Here is a 19,799-nt window from a genome sequence, read left to right as displayed (position 1 = left end):
TCCGTCGCCGGCGGGGCCCCGCCCCCGGCCGGCGCCCACACCGGCCGACCGGTCCTTGTGCTCGGGGCGGGCCCCCGGGGCCCCCTCAGCGTCGATCTCGCCGACGAGGGGCCGCACCTGCTGATCGAGGGGCCGCCGGGCAGCGGCCGCACCGAACTGCTCCGGGCCGTAGCCGCCTCGCTCGCCTCCGCGGCCCGGCCCGACCGGCTCGGCATCCTGCTCGTCGACGGCTCCGGCGGCGAGCAGGGGGAGCGCGGCGAAGGCCTGCTCCCCTGTACGGAGCTGCCGCATGTCTTCACGCACCTCGTGGCGTGCGACCCGGTCCGGATGCGGGAGTTCGCGCAGGCCCTGGGCGGCGAGCTGAAGCGGCGCGCCGAGCTGCTCGGCGACCTGGACTTCGCCGCCTGGCACGAGCGGCACGCCCAGCAGGAAGCCGCCCCCCGCATCGTGGGCCAGCGGCCGCCGAGCGGCGCCGAGCGGCGGGGCGATCTGGACTCCCCGGCCAGCGGCACCCTGCGGCTCCGCCCGGCCGCCCGGTCCGGGGACCCGGGCCCGTCACCGCTGCCCCGCCTCGTGGTCCTCGCCGACGACTTCGACGCGCTGGTCGCCCCGGCGCTCGGCAGCCCCGGCCGGCCCGCCGCCGGTTCGGTGGTGCGGGCGCTGGAGGCGGTGGCCCGGGACGGCGGGCGGCTCGGGGTGCACCTGGTCGCCACCTCCGCGCGCCCGGACCGCACCGAGGACACCGAGCTGGCCCGTGGCGCCCGGCTGCGCATCGTGCTGGACGCCCCGGTGCTGCCGCCGTCCCCGGACGAGCCGGCCCCCGGCCGGGGCCGGCTGGGGCATCCGGACGGCCGGGTGACTCCGTTCCAGGGGGGCCGGGTCACCGGCCGCATCCCGCGTACGGCGACGCTGCGGCCCACCGTCGTCCCGCTGGAGTGGGAGCGGATGGGCGATCCGCCGACCCGGCGCCCGGTCCGGGAGCTGGGCAACGGGCCGACCGACCTGGCGCTGCTCGCCAGTGCGCTGGAGCGCGCGGCCCGTTCGGTGAACGCCGAGCGGCTTCCGGCGCTGGTGCCGTTCCCGGCCTGACACGGCCGCCGGACCGGTCCGCCCCCGCTTTCCGCCCCGGCAGGCTTCCGACATGCACTGACATGACGTCACGAGGCGATCACGATAAGCCTGTTGGGGACCCCAGTGGTATTGCGGGCCTCGTGCGCCGGGCGTAGGACTGTGCGCACGGACGACGTGGTCCGGGCATGTGGACATGGCCGGACGCGTACAGCAGAGACGGGGCAGGAATGCGCACAACCTTCTCGATACGCAGGGCCGCAGTCGTGTTCGCGGCGGTCGGCGCTCTGGCGCTCACCGGCTGCGGAGGCGACGGAGACGGCAAGAAGAAAACGGACGACGGTGCCGGCAAGGGCACGGACAGCGCGTCCACGGTGAAGTTGCCGAAGCTGGACGGGGAGAACATCTCCGTCGCCGCGGTCTGGACCGGACCCGAGCAGGCGAACTTCACCAAGGTGCTGGAGGAGTTCGAGAAGCGTACGGGCGCGAGTGTCACTTTCGTTCCGGCGCAGGACCCCATCATCAACTTCCTGGGCACCAAGATCGCGGGGAAGCAGCCGCCGGACGTGGCGATGATCCCGCAGGTCGGGGCGATCCAGCAGGCGGCCGCGAAGAAGTGGGCCAAGCCGGTCGGCCCCGAGGCGAAGGCTCAGCTCGACAAGAACTACGCGAAGGTCTGGCAGGACCTCGGCGCGGTGGACGGCACCCAGTACGGCGTGTACTTCAAGGCCGCCAACAAGTCCCTGATCTGGTACAATGCCGCCGCGTTCGACAACGCGGGGGCGAGCGAGCCGAAGACCTGGAAGGACTTCCTGACGACCGCGGAGACCATTTCCGCCTCCGGCGTCACGCCGGTCTCGGTGGGCGGCGCGGACGGCTGGACCCTGACCGACTGGTTCGAGAACGTCTACCTCTCCCAGGCGGGGCCGGAGAAGTACGACCAGCTGGCGAAGCACGAGATCCCGTGGACCGACCCCTCCGTCAAGGACGCGCTGACCACGCTGGCCGCGCTGTTCGGGAAGCCGGAGCTGATCGCGGGCGGCGCGGACGGGGCGCTCCAGACGGAGTTCCCGGCGTCGGTCACCCAGACCTTCACCGGGGGTGACCAGCCCAAGGGTGCGATGGTCTTCGAGGGCGACTTCGTCTCCATCAACATCGCGCAGACCGAGGCGAAGATCGGCACGGACGCCAAGGTCTTCCCGTTCCCGGCGGTCGGCGCGGACTCCCCCGTGGTGACCGGCGGCGACGCGGCGGTGGCGCTGAAGGACACCAAGGGCGCGCAGGCGCTGCTGACCTGGCTGGCCTCGTCCGACGCGGCGAGGATCTGGGCCGAGGCGGGCGGGTTCATCTCCCCGAACAAGAGCCTGGACCTGAAGGCTTACCCGAACGACGTGCAGCGCACGATGGCCCAGGCGCTGATCGACGCCGGTGACGACGTCAGGTTCGACATGTCCGACCAGGCCCCGCAGTCGTTCGGCGGGACGCCCGGGAAGGGCGAGTGGAAGATCCTCCAGGACTTCCTCAAGAACCCGAAGGACATCGCGGGGACCCAGAAACAGCTGGAGTCCGAAGCGGTCAAGGCCTACAAGAGCTGACGCCGTGACGACAGCGACCGCGGGGGGCGCCGGTTCGGCGCCCCCCGCCGACGACATGAGTCCACGTCCGTCCCCGCCCCCGGATCCGAAGAAGTCCCGCCGGAGCGTGACCGGCACCCGCAGGGTCATCGCGGCGGCGTTCCTGCTGCCCGCGCTGGTGCTGCTCGGCGCGCTGGTGCTCTATCCGATCGGGTACTCGGTCTACCGGTCGTTCTTCGACCAGGCCGGTACGGGCTTCGCCGGGATCGACAACTACAAGGCCCTGTTCACCGACGCCACCATCGTCACGGCGGTGAAGAACAACGCGATCTGGGTGGTCTTCGCCCCGACGGTCGCCACCGCGCTCGGGCTGATCTTCGCGGTGCTGACCGAACGGATCCGCTGGGGCACCGCGTTCAAGCTGATCGTCTTCATGCCGATGGCGATCTCGATGCTGGCGGCGGGCATCATCTTCCGGCTGGTGTACGACCAGGCTCCCGAGCGGGGTGTGGCCAACGCGGTGGCGGTGGGCGTGCACGACACGTTCAACCAGTCCTCCGGCTTCCCGAAGGCGCGACCGCTGCCCGTGCACCCGCTGGAGAAGGGTGACGGCGGGGCGTATCTGTCCAAGGAGCCGGTCCGGGCGGGCCAGCCGCTGCGGGTGCCGCTGGTCGGCGTGGCTCCGGCGAAGATGCCGGGCGACGCGCGTCCGGCGAAGGCGGCCCCGGCGGCCGCCGGGGACAGGATCTCCGGCACGGCCTGGCTGGACTTCACCCGGGGCGGCGGTGGAAAGCCGAATGTCGTCGACCCCGAGGAGCTGGGCCTGAAGGGCCTGAAGGTCGAGGCGGTGAAGGACGGGAAGGTCGTCGCCACGGCCACGGCCGGAGCGGACGGCGTGTTCACCCTGCCCGCGTCGGCGGACGGATCCCAACTCCGCCTGCCCGCCGACAACTTCCGCGAGCCGTACAACGGCGTCGACTGGCTCGGCCCGTCCCTCGTGACGCCCGGGATCATCGGCAGTTACGTGTGGATGTGGGCCGGGTTCGCCATGGTGCTGATCGCGGCGGGCCTGGCCGGTCTGCCGCGCGAGCTCCTGGAGGCGGCCCGGGTGGACGGCGCCAACGAGTGGCAGGTGTTCCGCCGGATCACGGTGCCGATGCTGGCGCCGGTGCTCGCGGTGGTCCTGGTGACGCTGATGATCAACGTGCTGAAGGTCTTCGACCTGGTGTTCATCATCGCGCCGGGCTCCTCGCAGGACGACGCGAACGTGCTGGCGCTCCAGCTGTACAGGTCCTCGTTCGGCACGGACGCGGACCTGGGGATCGGGAGCGCGATCGCGGTGCTCCTGCTGCTGCTGGTGATCCCGGTGATGCTGTTCAACATCCGCCGGATCCGGAAGGAGGGACGCCGATGAGCAGCGCACCGGAAGTGAACACCGCGCGTATCGGCCGCCAGAAGGCGGTCTCCCGGCAGACCGGCGCCCCCGAAGCGCCCAGGGCCAAGCAGTCCCTCGGCGCCCGGATCGCCGCCCGCGCCGGCGGCGGGGTGATGAGGGTCTTCCTGATCCTGGTCGCCCTGTTCTGGCTGATGCCCACGATCGGTCTGCTGCTGTCCTCGCTGCGCGGGCCGCAGGACATCGCGGCGACCGGCTGGTGGAAGGTCTTCACCGCCCCCTCGGAGATGACCTTCGACAACTACCAGCGGCTGCTGGACAATTCGACGATCACCGGCTCGCTGGTCAGCACGATCATGATCACCGTGCCCTCCACGGTGCTGGTGGTGGTGATCGGCTCGCTGGCCGGATACGCCTTCGCGTGGATGGAGTTCCCCGGCCGCGACTGGTGGTTCCTGCTGGTCGTCGGGTTGCTGGTGGTTCCCGTGCAGGTCGCGCTGATCCCGGTCTCCGAGCTGTTCGGCACCATCGGGATCTTCGAGACGACGCTCGGGGTGGTGCTGTTCCACACGGCGTTCGGCCTGCCCTTCGCGATCTTCCTGCTGCGGAACTTCTTCGCGGAGATCCCCCGCGAACTGCTGGAGGCCGCCCGGCTCGACGGGGCCGGCGAGATCCGGCTCTTCGTCCGGGTCGTGATGCCGCTGGGCGGTCCGGCGATCGCCTCGCTCGGGATCTTCCAGTTCCTGTGGGTGTGGAACGACATGCTGGTCGCGCTGATCTTCGCGGACTCCGAGTCGCCGCCGATCACCGTGGCGCTCCAGCAGCAGGTACGCCAGTTCGGCAACAACATCGACGTGCTGGCGCCCGGCGCGTTCGTGTCGATGGTGATCCCGCTGGTGGTGTTCTTCGCCTTCCAGCGGCAGTTCGTGACCGGCGTGATGGCGGGCTCGGTCAAGTAGCCCTCGCCACAAGGCCGTACACCCTCGTAGGCGTACGGCTGTGCGTCAACCCGGAGCGGCCCGGTTCCCCGGAACCGGGCCGCTTCGCCGTCCGCGTCCCCCGATTGCCGCGTCCGGCGTAACCCTGTCATTCCATCCGACGTTTGCGGTCTGCCTGGTTCCCGCGAACGATCGACCCATGGATGTGTAGTGCCTCGGTTCTCCGTCATCGTGCCCGCATTCCGGGTCCAGGCGTATCTGCACGCGTGTCTGGATTCCGTGCTGGCACAGTCCTTCAAGGACTACGAGATCGTCGTGGTCGACGACTGCTCCCCCGACGCCTGTGGACCGATCGCCGACGAGTACGCCCGCCGGGACCCCCGCGTCACCGCTCTGCACCTCCCCCGCAACACCGGCCTCGGACCGGCCCGGAACGCCGGGATGGCACGGGCGGGCGGCGACTACCTGATCTTCCTCGACGGGGACGACACCCTGCTGCCGGACGCGCTCCAGACCATCGCCGACCGGATCGACGCGACCGGCGGGCCCGACGTCCTGATGTACGACTACGCCCGCACGTACTGGACGGGCCGCAGCGTGCGCAACGTCCTGGCCGCCCACCTCGACGAGGGCGGGCCCGCCACCTTCCGGCTCGCCGACCGGCCCGAGCTGCTGCGGCTCCTCATGGTCGCCTGGAACAAGGCGTACCGCCGCGCGTTCATCGAGGCCGAGGGGTTCACCTTCCCGCCCGGCTACTACGAGGACACGCCCTGGACCTACCCGGTGCTGATGTCGGCCGGGTCGATCGCGGTGCTGGACGCGGTCTGCGTCTCCTACCGGCAGCGGCGGCGCGGCAACATCCTCTCCACCACCAGCGAGAAGCACTTCGACGTCTTCGACCAGTACGACCGGGTGTTCGCGTTCATCGACGCGCGCCCCGAACTCGCCGTGTGGCGTCCGGTGATGTTCCGCCGGATGCTGGACCACTTCTCGGCGCTCTTCGCCTCCCGGGACCGGCTGCCGCACCACAGCCGCGCCGCGTTCTTCCGCCGGGCGGCCGCGTCCTGCCGCCGCTACCGCACCCCCGGCGCCCCGGTCCCCCGCCGCGCGCTGCTGCGGCACGGCCTGCTGCGGCTCGGCGCGCGGCGCACCTACCAGGTGCTGTCGGGCGCCCAGCGCCTGGGCGGCCGGCTGCGCCGGGGTTCGGCGGCCGTGCGCCGGGCGGTGCGGGGTGCGGCGCTGCGGACGCACTACCGGATCCAGTCGCGGCTGCCGCTGCGCTCCCGGGACGCGGTGTTCGCCGCCCGGGGCGGCGGGTACACGGGCAGCCCCGCGGCGATCGAGGCGAAGGTCCGCGAGCTGGTCCCGGGGGTGCGGACGGCCTGGATCTGCCGGCCCGCCGACGCCCCCACCGTGCCGGCCGGCACCCGGCACCTCGCGACCGGTACCTTCGCCCACTGGACGGCGCTGGCCCGCTCCGCGTACCTGGTGAACGACTCCGCCTTCGACCGGGGGCTGGTCAAGCGCCGGGGCCAGATCCTGCTCCAGACGCACGAGGGCACGCCGCTGCGGACCGTGGGCACCGATCTGCTGGACCGGCCCGCCGCCGCCCGGGGCACCGACTTCGAGCAGCTGCTGCGCTCGGTGGACACCTGGGACTACTCCCTCTCGGCGAACCCGCACTCCACCCTCGTACGGGAGAGGGCCTATCCGTCCGCGTACACGACGCTGGAGTACGGCTCGCCGCGCAACGACGTGTACCACCGCACCGGCCCGGCGGATGTGGCGCGGCTGCGCGAGTCGCTGGGGATCCCGGCGGGCAGCACGGCCCTGCTGTACGCCCCGGCGCACCGCGACTACCGGCGTGTCCAGCGGCCCGCCCTGGACCTGGAGCGGCTGGTCCGGGTCCTGGGCCCGCGGTTCGTGGTGCTGGCCCGGACGCCCCGCCCCACGGGCGTCGACGGCCACCGGGCGCCGCACCCCCGGATCATCGACGTCCATGGGCACCGGTCCGTGGAGACGCTGGCACTCGCGTCGGACGCGCTGATCACGGACTACGCGTCGCTGATGTTCGACTACGTCAACCTGGACCGCCCGGTGGTGCTGCACCTGGCCGACATCGAGGCGTACGAGGCGGCCCGGGGAACGTACTTCGACATCACGGCGTTCCCGCCCGGCATCGTGGCCCGGGGCCAGGACGAGCTGTTCGACATCTTCGCCACGGACCACTGGCGGGGCTCACGCTCGGCGCAGTTGCGGGCCGCGTTCCGGGCCCGGTTCTGTCCGTACGACGACGGGTACGCCGCCGAGCGGGTGGTGCGGCGGGTCTTCCTCGGGGAGACGGACGGGCTGCCGCTGCCGGTGCCGTCCGCCGCCCGCCGGACGCCCGCGGCCCTTCCGGCGCAGGACGGGGCCGGGGCGGGCGTCAAGGGCTGACTCCGGGCCGTCGCCCATCGCGCGCCCAGAGCCCTGCCCCGCCCGTGCTCGGAGCGGGTGCGGAGCGTGCTCAGCGTTCCAGGAGCGCGAACAGCTCCTCCCAGCGGCGCAGGGTCTCCGGCTCGGAGAACCGCTGGACGCCGGACCGGGCCCGGGCGCCCATCGCGTCGCGCAGCCGGGGGTTGCCGGTGAGCCGCAGCAGCCGGTCGGCGAGGGCGGCGACGTCCCCGGCGGGGGCCAGGAGGCCGTCCTCGCCGTCGCGGACGATCTCGCGCACGCCCGGCGCGCAGTCGAAGGCGGCGCAGGGCACGCCGCTGGCCATCGCCTCCAGGAGGGCCAGCGGGAAGCCCTCGCCCCGGGAGGACTGGACGAAGACGGAGGCCTCGGCGAGGGCCCGCTCCACGTCGTCGGTGCGGCCCATCCACTCCACACAGCCGTCGAGGCCGAGGCTCGTGCACTGCTCCTTCAGCGCGGCCTCGTCCTCGCCGGCCCCGTACACGCGCAGCCTCCACTCGGGGCGGGCGGGCGCGACCAGGGCCCAGGTGTCCAGGAGCAGGTCGATGCCCTTCTGGTCGCTGAGCCGGCCGATGCTGGCGACGGTCCTCGCGGTGCGCGGGGAGGGCACGGCGGGGAGGCGGGAGAGGGCGTTGGGCAGGAAACCGACGTTGTTCATGCCGTCCCCGGCCCACTGGTCGGCGTCCTCCTCGGTGAGGACGAGCCAGTGGTCGAGGTCCTTGTAGTGCTTCTTGATCCAGCGGTAGCGGTGGCTCGCGCGGGAGTAGCCGTAGGACTCGTGGCTCATCCCGATGACCCGCAGCCCGGTGGTGTCCGCCTCCCCGACCCATTCCATCGCCCAGACCTGGGTGACGATGACGACCGCGCCGGGGCGGGCGGTGGCGAAGATCTCCGAGAGCCGGGCGACCGCCCGCTTCTTGGCGGCGGCCCGGGCCGCCTCCTTGCGCCGGGTGGGGAGGCGGAAGCGGTCGCGGACGCCGCGGGGCGTCCAGGGGGTCGGGGGGTGGGCGGGGTAGAGGGCGGTGACGGGGTGGGCGGGCTGCGCGGGCAGCGCCATCTTGAGGTCGGAGGCGTGGATGCCGATGGCGTGGACCCGGTGGCCCTGGCCGGCGAAGAGGCGGGCGGTCTGGTGCATCCAGCCGGTGACGCCGCCGAGTTCGTCGGTGCTGTTGGAGACGATGAAGATGTCGCGGCTCATCGGCCGGCCCCCCGGTCGTGGTCGATGGTGTGGTGGGCGCCCCGGGAGGCTGCGGGGCCGAAGACGGCGGCGACGGTCCTGCGGGCCGCGTCGCCCCGGTCGTAGGGCCCGAACTGCCGTACGAAGGAACGGCGTCGGTCGGCGTACCGGGTGTCGGACCTCTTCAGTTCGGCCAGGGTCGCGAACAGCTCCTCCTGCGTCGCGGTCACCGGCCCGGGGGCCTTCTCCCGCAGGTCGAAGTAGCTGCCGCGCTCGGCCGCGTACGCCTCCAGGTCGGGGGCGTACAGCACGACGGGCCGGTCGAGGAGGGTGAAGTCGAACATGATGGAGGAGTAGTCGGTGATCAACACGTCGGTGAGGGAGAGGAGTTCACTGACGTGGTGGTGGCGCGAGACGTCGATGACGGTCCCGGGCGGGCAGAGCGGCAGCCGGGCGGACTCCAGGTAGTGGGCGCGCACCAGCAGGGTGTGGGTGTCGCCGAACCGCTCGGCGAACTCCCGTACGTCCAACAGGAGTCGGCTCTTGCGCTGCTTGCCGGGGCCGCCCCGGAACGTGGGGGCGTACAGCACGGTCTTCTTGTGGTCGTCCAGCCCGAGCGCCCCGGCGAGTGGTGGGCGCGGCAGCCGCCCCTCGGTCTCGGCCCGGGTGCGCTCCGCGATCAGGGCGTCGTTGCGCGGGTAGCCGGTGCGCAGGAGCCGTTCCTCGGGCAGCCGGTAGGCGCGGGCGAGGGTGTTCACGTCGTGCTCCGAGCGGACGAGGAAGTGGTCGAAGCGGTCCACGGCCCGCTGGAGCCGCGCACGCTGGGGGGTGTTCTGGAGCCGCACGCGCCGCTCGTCGAAACCCATCCGCTTGTACGCGGAGCCGTGCCAGGTCTGGAGGTACGTGGTGTGCCGGGGCTTGTGCAGCTGCTGCGGGAAGCCCTGGTTGTCGACCCAGAACTCCGCGCGGGCCAGCGCCCACAGGTAGCGCCAGGACCAGCGGCGTACGAGGCGGGCGTCGTCCGGGAAGCCCGCCGGGGAGGGGTCGTAGGACCAGGTGGCGTGGAGTTTCAGGCCCTGGCGGCGGATCTCCTCGTACAGGGCGCGCGGGCTGTCGCCGTAGCAGGTGCCCATGTGGCTTTCGAGGACGACGGCGCCCCGGCGCACGGGGAGCCGGGTGAGCCAGGTGTTGTAGACGGGGACCTTGAAGCCCCGGGAGCGGTAGCGGTCCAGGCGCTTGCGCAGGGACCGGACGAGGAGCTTCGCCTTGCGGGTGGGCCGGAAGCGGGTGGCGTAGCGGACCAGGCGGTGGGCGGTGCGGGCCGGGCGGCGGCGGGCGGTCAGCCGGAGCGCGAAGTGGTCCTTGAGCGTGATGTAGGGCTCCCAGGTGTCCCCGGCGAGCCGCCCGAGCCGGGGCCTGGCGGCGAACCGGAGGGCCCCTTCCACCTGGTCCTGCGGGGCGAACAGATCGCTGACGGACCGGGGCCCGTCGGGGCCCCCCGCGGTCACGGTCAGCCGCGCGTCCCACGCCGTGTCGCGGGCGCCGACGGGGCGCAGGCGGCGCGAGACGTCGGCCCGCGCGCGCCAGATGATCCCGTTGCCGTCGTGCCGGATCTCCTCGACCGGGAACGCGACGGCGCGCGCCCCGCCCCGGGCCCGGAACTCCAGGGTCGCGGCGAGGGGAGCCTCCGGGGCGGGCCCACCGCGGCCGGGCAGTACGAGGCGGCCTTCGAGGAGCAGACGGCCCCGCTCGGCGGTGGCGCGGGTGAGCCGGTTCATCAGCCGCGCGTCGCCGAACGTGCGGTACTGGTGGCCGAGTTCGGAGACGTCGAGGCCCGGCCCCTCCGGGCCGCCGCCCCAGGCCACCCGGCCGTCCGATCCCGCCGTCAGCGGCGCGCACACGGTGGCGGGCCTGCTCAGCGCGTACGCCGCGGCGAGGACCCCTTCGGCGTCGCCCCGGGCCAGCAGGCTCACGGCGACCCGCTCCAGCGGCGGCAGACCCGGCAGGCCCGCCCGGAAGGAACCGCTCAGCGCGCGGGCGGCGGCCGCGGCGGTCCGGGCGCGGCGGGCGGCGGGCAAGTGGGGGAAGGTCCGGGCGAGCGGCACCAGGTGGTCGCGGGCGAACGCCTCCTCCCGGTCCTCGCGCAGCTCCAGAAGCCCCTGCGTGAGCAGGGTGTTGGCGACCCGGCGGTGGGCCTCGACCAGGGCGGCGAGGTCGCGGGCCCGGTCGGGGACGGCCCGGCCGGTCACGATCAGGCGGCGGACCAGGGCGATCCGTCCGACCGCGGCGGCGGCGAGCGGGCCGAAGAGGATCTCGCCGTACGTCAGGTCCTCCTCGTACCGCAGCCCGTGCCGCCGAGCGGCCTCGCGGCGCAGACAGAATCCGGTCACCAGGGCGTCCCTGACGACGAGTGCGGGGGCGTCGGTGAAGCGGGCGAGAGTGCGGGAGCGGGCGTACAGCTCACCCTGCCAGGACGGCTCCCGCTCCTTGCCGCCCTCGGCCGCGAGGCTGCTCCAGCGGCCGGCGATCAGGTCGGCGCGGCTGGTCTCGCCCGCCTGCCACAGGTTGCGGCAGGCGTGGAGCTGGAGGCGTTCGCCGGTGGCGAGGACCAGGACGTACCGGCCGTCCGCCGCGTCCAGGCCCACGTTGCGCAGGGCGCCGGTGGTGCGGGCGGCCGGGTCGGCGTGGAGGAGCCGGACCCGCCCGGGGGCCCGGTCGGCGAGCGTCCGGGCAGCGGTGCGGACGGCCGGGCCGGCGGTGGAGGCGAGGACCACGACGGCCTCGGCTCCGCGCAGCGACTGGCCGAGCACGGACTCCACGGAGGCGCGCAGGGCGTCGGCGTCCCCGGGGCCCTCGCTGTCCCCGCCGCCGGTGATCACACAGCTGAAGTCGCTCATGCCTGCTCCCCCTTGAGCATCCGGTCGACGACCCCGGCGGCGGCGGTCCCGTCGTCGAGGTCGCAGAACTCCTCCCGGAACCGCTCGTACGCCTCCCGGTGCCCGGCGGTCGCGGCTTCGGGGTCGCGCAGGGCGGCCACGATCCCGGCGGAGTCGGGGATCAGGGGGCCGGGGGCTCGGTGCTCGAAGTCGAAGCAGAAGCCGCGCAGGGTGTCGCGGTAGTGGGCCAGGTCGTAGGTGTGGAACAGCATCGGGCGGCCGGTCTGCGCGAAGTCGAACATGATCGAGGAGTAGTCGGTGACCAGGACGTCGCTGATCAACAGCAGTTCGGCGACGTCCGGGTGGCGGGAGACGTCCCGGACGAAGACGGTGTCGGGGATGCTCCCGCCGACGAGGTAGTGCCGGCGGACCAGCAGGACATGGTCGTCGCCGAGGCCCTCCCGCGCCCGGTCCAGGTCGAGTTGGAGGTCGAGCCCGTAGCGCCCGCCCCTCCGGGGGTGGTCGTCGCGCCAGGTGGGGGCGTACAGGATCACGCGCCGCCCCTCGGGGATCGCGAGCCGTTCGCGTACGGCGGCCGCGGCCTTGTCCCGGTCGGGGGCGTACAGCAGGTCGTTGCGCGGGTAGCCGCACTCCAGGACCTCGCCCGAGTAGCCGAAGGCGCGGCGCAGGACGGGGGTGGAGAACCTGTTCGGGGAGACGAGCACGCTCCACTGGGCGGACCGGTGTTCCATGGACGCCATGTACGCGGCGTCGGCGTGCGGGGTGCCCGCGAGGTCGCGGCCGATGCGCTTGAGCGGGGTGCCGTGCCAGGTCTGGACGACGCACTGGCCATCGGCCCGCTCGAACCACTCGGGCAGGTGGGTGTTGGTGACGATCCAGCGGCTGCGGGCCAGCGCCTCGTACCAGTCGGCGCTGTGCAGGGCGACGGGGCGGACGCCTTCCGGCACGGTCGCCTGCTGGTCGCGCACCACCCACAGGTGCTCGATGTCCCGTCCTCGGGAGGCGAGTTCGCGGTGGATCGCGCGGGGCGAGTCGGAGTGCTGGCGGCCGTCGAAGCTGGAGTAGAGGACGGCCGGGCGCGGTTCGTCGGCCGTGGCGGCGCGCAGTCCGGCGTACCGCTCGCGCTGGATCCGCTGCCCGTACGCGCCCCGCTCGCCGACGGGGAGGGCGGAGCCCGACTCCAGGACGATCCGGTCGTGGTGGCGCCGCTGAAGGACGAACTCCCGGTGTTCCGAACGCTGTCGCCGCGGCAGGGTGTGGTGCAGAGGGGTGCTCAGCCGCAGCGGCCGGTACGCCTCCGGGTCCCGTTCCCCCGGCTCGCGCAGGAAGAGATGCCAGCGCCCCTCGGCGAGCGGCAGTGTCCCGCCGGGTCCCTCGACGGCGGCGGGCGTGACCATGGCCCGGAAGTGGTCGCCGTCTCCCCGCTCCAGGCAGAGGACCACCTCCTCGCGGTGGCCGCTGTGCCGCAGGACGAGTTCCCGGAAGGCGCCCGTGGGCTCGGGGAAGGCCCCTTCGAGGATCAGGGCGCCCGACTCCTCCCGGACGGCCGAGGTGACGACGGGCTGGACGGGCCGGTCGGTGAGCACGAGGTCGCCCGAGGGGTTGGGGGCCGCGTACAGCTCTCGGCCGCCGGGCAGCGGATAGCGTCCGTCCTGGCCGTCGGTGCGGGCCGCCACGGTCAACGGCTTCCCCTCGCCGATGAGTTGGACGCCCCAGATGTGGTCCTCCCCCCGGAAGGCGCTGAGCGGGATGTCCGCGGCCCGGGAGCCGAGCGAGCCGCGCAGGGCGAACTCCCGGGTCTCCTTGGTGCGCCACTCGGTGAGCCTGAGGGCGACCGGTCCGGCGTCGCCGAGGACCTTCACCTCCAGGCGCACCGCGTCCTCGACCGCCGACTGCCCGGTCAGGACGGCCGCGACGCGTTCGGTGCGCAGCTCCAGCTTGTTGCCGGCGAGGACGGGGACGACACGGGTCCGCTCGTCGGTGTACAGCACGGCGGGCGGGGCCGGGGTGCCGACGAGCCGCATCGGGCCCCGGCGCGGCCGGCCCGCGCCGACGACGACGGCCTCCGGCTTCCACGTCGTACGCCCGCCGCCGCTGCCCTTCGCCGTGAGCCTGCGCGGGTCGACGACGGCCTCGAACCCGGCGCGGTCGTAGCGGTGCAGGGAGCGGCCGGAGAGGGCGGTGGCCTCGTCGCCCGGGGCCGGGCGGGTCCGCAGGGGGATCAGCCGCTTCCCGGAGCGCAGCCAGCCGAGCCGGACCGGGCCGCCCGGGGCGTTCCGTACGTAGGCGTGGCCGGTCAGGTGCAGCAGCCCGTCCCGCCAGACGGCCTCGGTGAGGTGGGCGTGGACGGGCAGGTCGGCGGAGGTCAGTGCGGTCGTCGCGGGCGGCAGGGGGGCGCGGACTGCGGGGTGGTGGGCCCGGGGCCGGAGCAGCCCGGTGACGTGGAAGGTGTCCCGGTCCTTCTTCTCGTCGGCGAGGAGGTCGAGGAGTTCCGGGAGGCGGCGTTCGCGGATGAGCTGCCACTTGACCCGCAGGTGCAGGGGCAGTCCGGCGAGGACACCGGGCTCGACGGTGGCGGCGAACGCGCCCGCGTGCTTCAGGAACGCCTCGTGGAACTCCGCGTCGCCGCCCCCGAGCGCCTCGATGAACAGCCACAGGTCGCCGGAGAGCGCGTGGGCGTCGTAGCGGCGCTTGGCCTCGGCCAGTTCGGGGCGGGCGGCGAGGAAGCGGCTGACGGTGGTGACGGCGGTGACCCGGTCGCGGATGCCCCGGGGCACGGCCCGCCGGGTGGTGATCGATCCGTCGCGGTCGCGCCAGTGGTAGACGGGCTCCTCGACGACGTCGACGGAGCGGGCCAGGAAGTGGGCGGGCAGGACGACGGCGATGTCCTCGTACAGCACCCCGGTGGGGAAGGCGAAGGCGTGCTCGTCCCAGAAGGCGCGGCGGAAGACCTTGTTGCAGGCGATGCGGTCGCCGAGCAGGATCCAGTCCCGGGTGACGTGGGTGGCCCGCCGCGCCTTCTCCATCGGCTTGCGGAACATCGGGGACTGTTCCAGCTCCCCGCCCGCCCGCAGCCGGAGCACGTTACCGGTGGCGAAGTCGGAGCCGGAGCGCTCGAGTTCGGCCAGCATCCGCGCGTACGCGCCGGACGGCACGACGTCGTCGCTGTCGACGAACGTCAGGAACTCCGCGCCGGGGTGGGCTTCGCGGACCCCGGCGTTGCGGGCCGCGCCGAGTCCGGCGTTCTCCTGCCGGAGCAGCCGGAAGCGCGGGTCGCGGTCCGCGAACTCCTGGGCCAGGGCAGGGCCGTTGTCCGTGGACCCGTCGTCGACGAGGACGACCTCCAGGTCCGGCATGGTCTGCTCGGCGAGCGAGGACAGGCAGGCACCGAGGTACTCCTCGACGTTGTAGAGGGGGACGACGACGGTGAGACGGGGTGCCATCGCGGCGCACGATCCTTCCGGGCGGACGACATCAGGGGCAATGAGCGTCGGGGACTTGGGCTTCGGGGCGTGGGGCCCGTCGGGGGCCATGGGGTACAACCCGCGCCGGAGGGACGGGTCACCCGAGGGGGCCCGTTCGGGTGACGCGGAGGGCGGAGTCACGTATCCCGGGGGCGTGCCGGGAGCACGTTCGAGCCCCGTACCGGAAGGGCACGGGGCTCGGTGCTCGGCGCTGCCGTGATGGGCTCGCGTCAGGGCTTCACGGCGATCCGGCCCTCGTCCATCCGCAGCAGCAGAAGGCGCTCACCGGTCTTGTCGAGGAACTCGTCGACCGCCTGCCGCGATCCCTGCCAGTAGCCGTAGTCGTCGATGAGGAGCACCCCACCGGGGACCAACCGGGAGTACAGATGCTCCAGTTCGTGCTTGGTGGAGGCGTACCAGTCGGTGTCCAGGCGCAGGATGGAGATCTGCTCGGGGGCCTGCGCGGGGACGGTGTCCTCAACCCGCCCCCGGACGTAGTGGACGCGCTCCTTCGGGTACGGAACGCTGTCGAAGCCCGCCTTGACGTCCTCCAGCGAGGCGACCGCCCAGATCGGCCGGTCCTTGCCCTGGGCGTCCAGCAGTTCCTGGGCCGGCCGCCCGTCGCGCCGCAGATCCTCGGCGGTGGGCGGGGTCATGCCCTCGTACGTGTCGAAGAGGTACAGGTCGCGCTCGGTCTCGCCGACGGAGAGCAGGGTCCGGGCGCAGGCCTGCATGGAACCGCCACGCCAGACGCCGCACTCGACGATGGAGCCGGGGATGTCGTGCCGGGCGATGTGACGGGTGGCGAGGATGAAGGCGTTGAGCCGCTCCGGCGAGGTCATCGAGTACGGCTTGACCGCACGGATGATGTCCTTCGCCTCGTCGTCGTAGTCCGCCGGAAACCCGGGCGCGGGCTTCTTCGCCTTGGGCTCCGGAGCTGTTGCGGGGGCGGGTGCGGCGGCCGGAGCCGGTGCGGGGGCGGTGCGAGCGGCGGGCACCGTGACGCGCCTGAGCTGGTATCCGGTGAGCTGCTGAAGGACGCCGTTGACGGCGTTGCGCCAAGCCATGCCCCGGGACAGTACGCGCGGTTTGCGCCGCATGTCATCTTTCGTCAACCTGCCATTGATCGGGGCGGGTCCTGTTCGAGCGAGGGCTCCTGCGCGGGCACGGCCCCCGGGCGTCCGCACGCCTCACGGCCGTCCACCGGGCGGGGCAGCGGGACGCCGTCCACGCCGCCGACCCGGTTCGCCCACCACACCGCCAGCTCCCGTACGGCGAACATGGTCAGGCGGGGGTAGCGCCGCGGCTTGCGGAAGACGCCGACGGAGTCGCCCCAGTAGGCGGCTTTCTCGTCGATGGCCCGGTAGTCGTGCCAGATGCCCTTCCGCGGCGGGAAGTCCGTGTAGGCCTCGCGCAGTTCGAGCCGCGCGTGCGCGGCGAGCGCGCGGAACCCGTCGGGGTAGTAGCGCCAGCAGTCCTGCGCGTCGTGGACGTGGCCGCGCGAGGGGGCGGTGATGAACGCGTGGCCGCCCGGCTTCAGGATCCGGGCGATCTCCAGCATCGACGCCCAGAAGAACGGGATGTGCTCGAACGCCTGCCCGGACAGCACGACGTCGGCGCTGTTGGAGCGGGCGGGGATGCGGTACGGCTTCGTCATCACCGCGTCGACGTTGGGGCCGTCCTGCACGTCGACACCGAAGTAGTCGACGGGGTGCCCGGCGAGCAACGCCCGGTGGGTACGGGTCTGCTTGCCGGAGATCCGCGACCCGAGATCGACGACGCGGTAGGCGCCGTTGCCGGACGCGGCCCCGCGGGCAGGCCCTTCGACGGGCAGGTACTCCTTGATGCAGAGTTCCATCTGCTCGTAGGCGGACCGGTGCATGGACGTCTCCCAACATGGCGGGGTGAGCGGGCTGTTGGGCACAACGACCGCGCGGCGCGGAAGAACCGGCGCGGGTGGGCCGCCTTGAGCCATCCGGGTGGCGGGGACGCGCCGGCCGATCGGGGGCGGGGGCCCGGGTCACAGGGACGGGGCGAGGAACCGTCGTACGACGCGTTCCGCCGCACGCCCGTCGTCGTACGGGCAGAACCGCTCCCGGAACGCGGTGCGCAGCACGGCCGCCTCCGGTGACCGCCACTCCCCCGTACGGAACACGTCGGCCAGCTCGCCGGGGGTGGTGGTGACGGCGCCGGGGGTGTCGCCGGGCCGCCCGGAGAGCAGGTCGAAGTACGTCCCGCGTGCGGCCCGGTAGGCGGCCCAGTCGGGGGCGTGGACGACGATCGGGCGGTCCAGGCAGGCGTAGTCGAAGATCAGGGAGGAGTAGTCGGCGATCAACGCGTCGGCGGCCAGGCACAGGTCCTCGACCCGGGGGTGCCCGGTGACGTCGACGACGCGCCCCGCCCCCGCACCCGTCCTCGCATCCGCGCCTTTCCCCGCACCCGCGCCTTTCCACCCCTCCGCCCCGGCCCCCGGCCCGCCGACCCCGGCGGACCGTCCGTAGAAGTAGTGGGCGCGCACCAACAGCACGTAGTCCGGGCCGAGTTCCCGCGCCAGCCGCGCCGGGTCGAGGTCGGGTACGAAGCCGTCGCGGTAGTCGCGGTGGGTCGGGGCGTAGAGGAGGGCGGTCTGTCCCTCGGCGATGCCCAGTCCGGCGCGGATCTCCGCGACGTCCTCGGCGGTGGCGGTGGCGTAGAGGTCGTTGCGGGGGTAGCCGAGGTCGAGGCGTTCGTACGCGCCCGGGTAGACGCGGTCCCAGACCTCGGTGCTGTGCGGGTTGGCGGAGAGGCTGAAGTCCCACTGGCCGACATGGGCGAGGATCCTGGCGAAGTCGGTCTTCCGGGCGAGGGCGGGGTACGCGCGCTGGTCCAGCCCCATGGTCTTGAGGGGGGTTCCGTGGTGGGTCTGGAGATAGCGCTGACCGGGCCGTTTGGTGAAACCGCCGGGAAAGCTGGAGTTGTTGACCAGGTAGGCGGCGGTGGCCATGGCCCGCCAGTAGGGACGCGAGCCCTCGATGACGTACGGCACACCGGCCGGCATCCGGTCGCGGTGCCGGGAGGAGACGGCCCACACACCCCGTACGTGCGGTGCCAGTTCGCGGGCCTTGGCGTGGATCGCGGCGGGGTTGCAGGCGACGCCCCGGTTCCAGTACGCCCCGTAGACGGCGAGGTTCGGGTCGAGCGGGCGGCGCAGGTCGGTGCGGTAGGCGGCCCGCATGGCCTGCCGGCGGACGAACCGCTTCGCGGAGGCGACGGACACGACGGGCGCACGGTGAGGCATGGGAGCCGAGCGTAATCGCGCCGGTGGCCGGCCGGTGGCCCGTGTTCACCCGTTCGGGTCAGCGCCGGTGACCCCGGGGGCCTCCCTCTGTTGACCAGGACATGAAGCCACTCCTCAGCGTCGTCGTCCCCGTCCACAACGTCGAGGCCTACCTTGAGGACTGCCTGCGGTCGGTGGCGGACCAGACCCTCGAAGCGATCGAGGTGGTCATGGTCGACGACGGTTCGACGGACGGCAGCGCCCGGATCGCGGCGGAGTTCGCCGCCCGGGACGGCCGCTTCCGGCTGGTGCGGCAGCAGAACGCCGGCCTGAGCGCCGCCCGCAACACCGGCGTCCGGCACACCACGCCCACCGTCCCCTACCTGGCGTTCGCCGACAGCGACGACATCGTCGTGCACGACGCGTACGAGCGGATGACGGCCTCGCTGGAGTCGACCGGTTCCGATCTGGTGACGGGCAATGTGTGGCGGCTGACCGCGCAGGGGCGGCAGCAGGCCTGGCAGTACCGCTGGCTGACCGGCCCCCGGCCGCGTACCCACATCACCAGGGACCCTCGCCTGCTGGCCGACCGGGTGGCGTGGAACAAGGTGTTCCGGCGCTCCTTCTGGGACGCGCACGGCTTCGCCTTCCCCGTGGGCAAGCTGTACGAGGACACCCCGGTGATGATCCCCGCGCACCATCTCGCCGGGTCCGTCGACGTCCTGCACGAGCACGTCTACTACTGGCGGGTGCGGGAGGGGTCGATCACCCGGCGGCGTACGGACGTCACGGGGGTACGGGACCGGATCGCCGCGTGCGAGCAGGTCAGCGCGTTCCTGGGCGGCCGGGGCGCGGCACAGCGGCGGGCGTACGACACGTCCTGTCTGCGCGACGACTTCGGGTACTTCCTGGACGGCCTGCCGCTGGGCGGCGCGGCGTACCGGGCGGCGTTCCTGGAGGGCGCCGGGGCCTTCGTCGACCGGGCGGGGCCCGGGGCGCTGGAGGGGCTGCCGGTGGAGCTGCGCGTCAAGTGGTCGCTGGTGCGGGAGCGGCGTCTGGAGGAGCTGCTGGCGGTCCTCGCCTTCGAACGGGCCAACGGTGCGGGCACGTTCGCGGTCGAAGGGCTCCCGGGGCGGCGGCGAGCGGTGTACCCCGGGGTGCGCGGCGCGAACGCCCGGCTCACGCGCGCGGACATCCCCGCGGTGGCGCGGCTGCTGGAGGCGCGCTGGGGCGCGGACGGGAAGCTGCGTCTGCGCGGGTACGCGTATCTGCGCAACCTCCCCGCCGCCTCCGCCCGGCAGCGGCTCACGGTGGGGATGGTCCGGGCGGAGCGCGGGCGGCAGGTGCGGCCGGTGCCGGTGCGGTCCGTGAGCACGCCCGAGGCGACGGTGAACTCCGGTCAGGAACTGCACGGCTACGACCACGCGGGCTTCGAGATGGTCCTCGACCCGGACCGGCTGCCCGCGACGGCGGACGGCGGCGGCTGGCTGGTCGGCCTGGTCCTCGCCGCGCCCGGGACGGTCCGGCGGGTGGCGGTCCGCGCCCCGGACGCGGGCGCGGACCTGTCTCTTATACACATCT

At 73.3% G+C, this 19,799-nt stretch carries 12 protein-coding genes; 6 read left to right on the top strand and 6 right to left on the bottom strand.

What is annotated here, in order from left to right; genetic code table 11:
- The 5 genes from CR470_RS23430 to CR470_RS23410 form a co-directional block, all read left to right on the top strand.
- Positions 1-1,089: FtsK/SpoIIIE domain-containing protein (locus tag CR470_RS23430; RefSeq protein WP_257138890.1), on the top strand; the 1,089-nt coding region annotated here is incomplete at its 5' end.
- A gap of 209 nt (positions 1,090-1,298) precedes the next feature.
- A complete protein-coding gene (locus CR470_RS23425) occupies positions 1,299-2,663 on the top strand; it encodes an ABC transporter substrate-binding protein (protein ID WP_097869519.1) in 1,365 nt (454 codons plus the stop codon).
- A gap of 106 nt (positions 2,664-2,769) precedes the next feature.
- Positions 2,770-4,056 (top strand): carbohydrate ABC transporter permease, encoded by a 1,287-nt coding sequence (locus CR470_RS23420; protein WP_097869518.1) that lies wholly within the window; start codon positions 2,770-2,772, stop codon positions 4,054-4,056.
- The gene (locus CR470_RS23415; RefSeq protein WP_097869517.1) at positions 4,053-4,994 is read left to right on the top strand and encodes a carbohydrate ABC transporter permease; all 942 of its coding nucleotides are present in this window, start codon (positions 4,053-4,055) and stop codon (positions 4,992-4,994) included. Before CR470_RS23420 ends, CR470_RS23415 begins: the two co-directional genes overlap by 4 nt.
- 189 nt (positions 4,995-5,183) lie before the next feature.
- A complete protein-coding gene (locus tag CR470_RS23410) occupies positions 5,184-7,409 on the top strand; it encodes a bifunctional glycosyltransferase/CDP-glycerol:glycerophosphate glycerophosphotransferase (protein ID WP_097869516.1) in 2,226 nt (741 codons plus the stop codon).
- Between the two features lie 70 nt (positions 7,410-7,479).
- Here the strand turns inward: CR470_RS23410 and CR470_RS23405 are convergent, their stop codons facing one another.
- The 6 genes from CR470_RS23405 to CR470_RS23380 form a co-directional block, all read right to left on the bottom strand.
- Positions 7,480-8,622, bottom strand: a complete 1,143-nt coding sequence (locus tag CR470_RS23405) for a glycosyltransferase (RefSeq protein WP_097869515.1) — start codon at positions 8,620-8,622, stop codon at positions 7,480-7,482.
- Complete coding sequence (locus tag CR470_RS23400) at positions 8,619-11,498, bottom strand: bifunctional glycosyltransferase/CDP-glycerol:glycerophosphate glycerophosphotransferase (protein WP_097869514.1); 2,880 nt, start codon at positions 11,496-11,498, stop codon at positions 8,619-8,621. Before CR470_RS23400 ends, CR470_RS23405 begins: the two co-directional genes overlap by 4 nt.
- Positions 11,495-14,941 carry a bifunctional glycosyltransferase/CDP-glycerol:glycerophosphate glycerophosphotransferase gene (locus CR470_RS23395; protein WP_097869513.1) on the bottom strand — a complete coding sequence of 1,149 codons (3,447 nt, stop codon included), beginning with the start codon at positions 14,939-14,941 and terminating at the stop codon, positions 11,495-11,497. The genes CR470_RS23400 and CR470_RS23395 overlap by 4 nt, the downstream gene beginning before the upstream one ends.
- Before the next feature lie 251 nt (positions 14,942-15,192).
- The gene (locus CR470_RS23390; protein ID WP_097869512.1) at positions 15,193-16,062 is read right to left on the bottom strand and encodes a TylF/MycF/NovP-related O-methyltransferase; all 870 of its coding nucleotides are present in this window, start codon (positions 16,060-16,062) and stop codon (positions 15,193-15,195) included.
- Between the two features lie 11 nt (positions 16,063-16,073).
- Complete coding sequence (locus CR470_RS23385) at positions 16,074-16,844, bottom strand: methyltransferase domain-containing protein (RefSeq protein WP_097869511.1); 771 nt, start codon at positions 16,842-16,844, stop codon at positions 16,074-16,076.
- A gap of 138 nt (positions 16,845-16,982) precedes the next feature.
- The gene (locus tag CR470_RS23380; RefSeq protein WP_373561438.1) at positions 16,983-18,239 is read right to left on the bottom strand and encodes a CDP-glycerol glycerophosphotransferase family protein; all 1,257 of its coding nucleotides are present in this window, start codon (positions 18,237-18,239) and stop codon (positions 16,983-16,985) included.
- Positions 18,240-18,340: 101 nt separating this feature from the next.
- Between CR470_RS23380 and CR470_RS23375 the strand changes: the two genes are divergently transcribed.
- Positions 18,341-19,799, top strand: a 1,459-nt coding sequence (locus tag CR470_RS23375) for a glycosyltransferase family 2 protein (protein ID WP_143663859.1), incomplete at its 3' end; no start/stop codon positions are given.

The sequence above is a fragment of the Streptomyces sp. rh34 genome, assembly GCF_002551245.1.
Lineage (GTDB): Bacteria > Actinomycetota > Actinomycetes > Streptomycetales > Streptomycetaceae > Streptomyces.
Note: the sequence above shows the minus strand (reverse complement) of the source record. Positions and strands in the feature narration are given on the sequence as shown.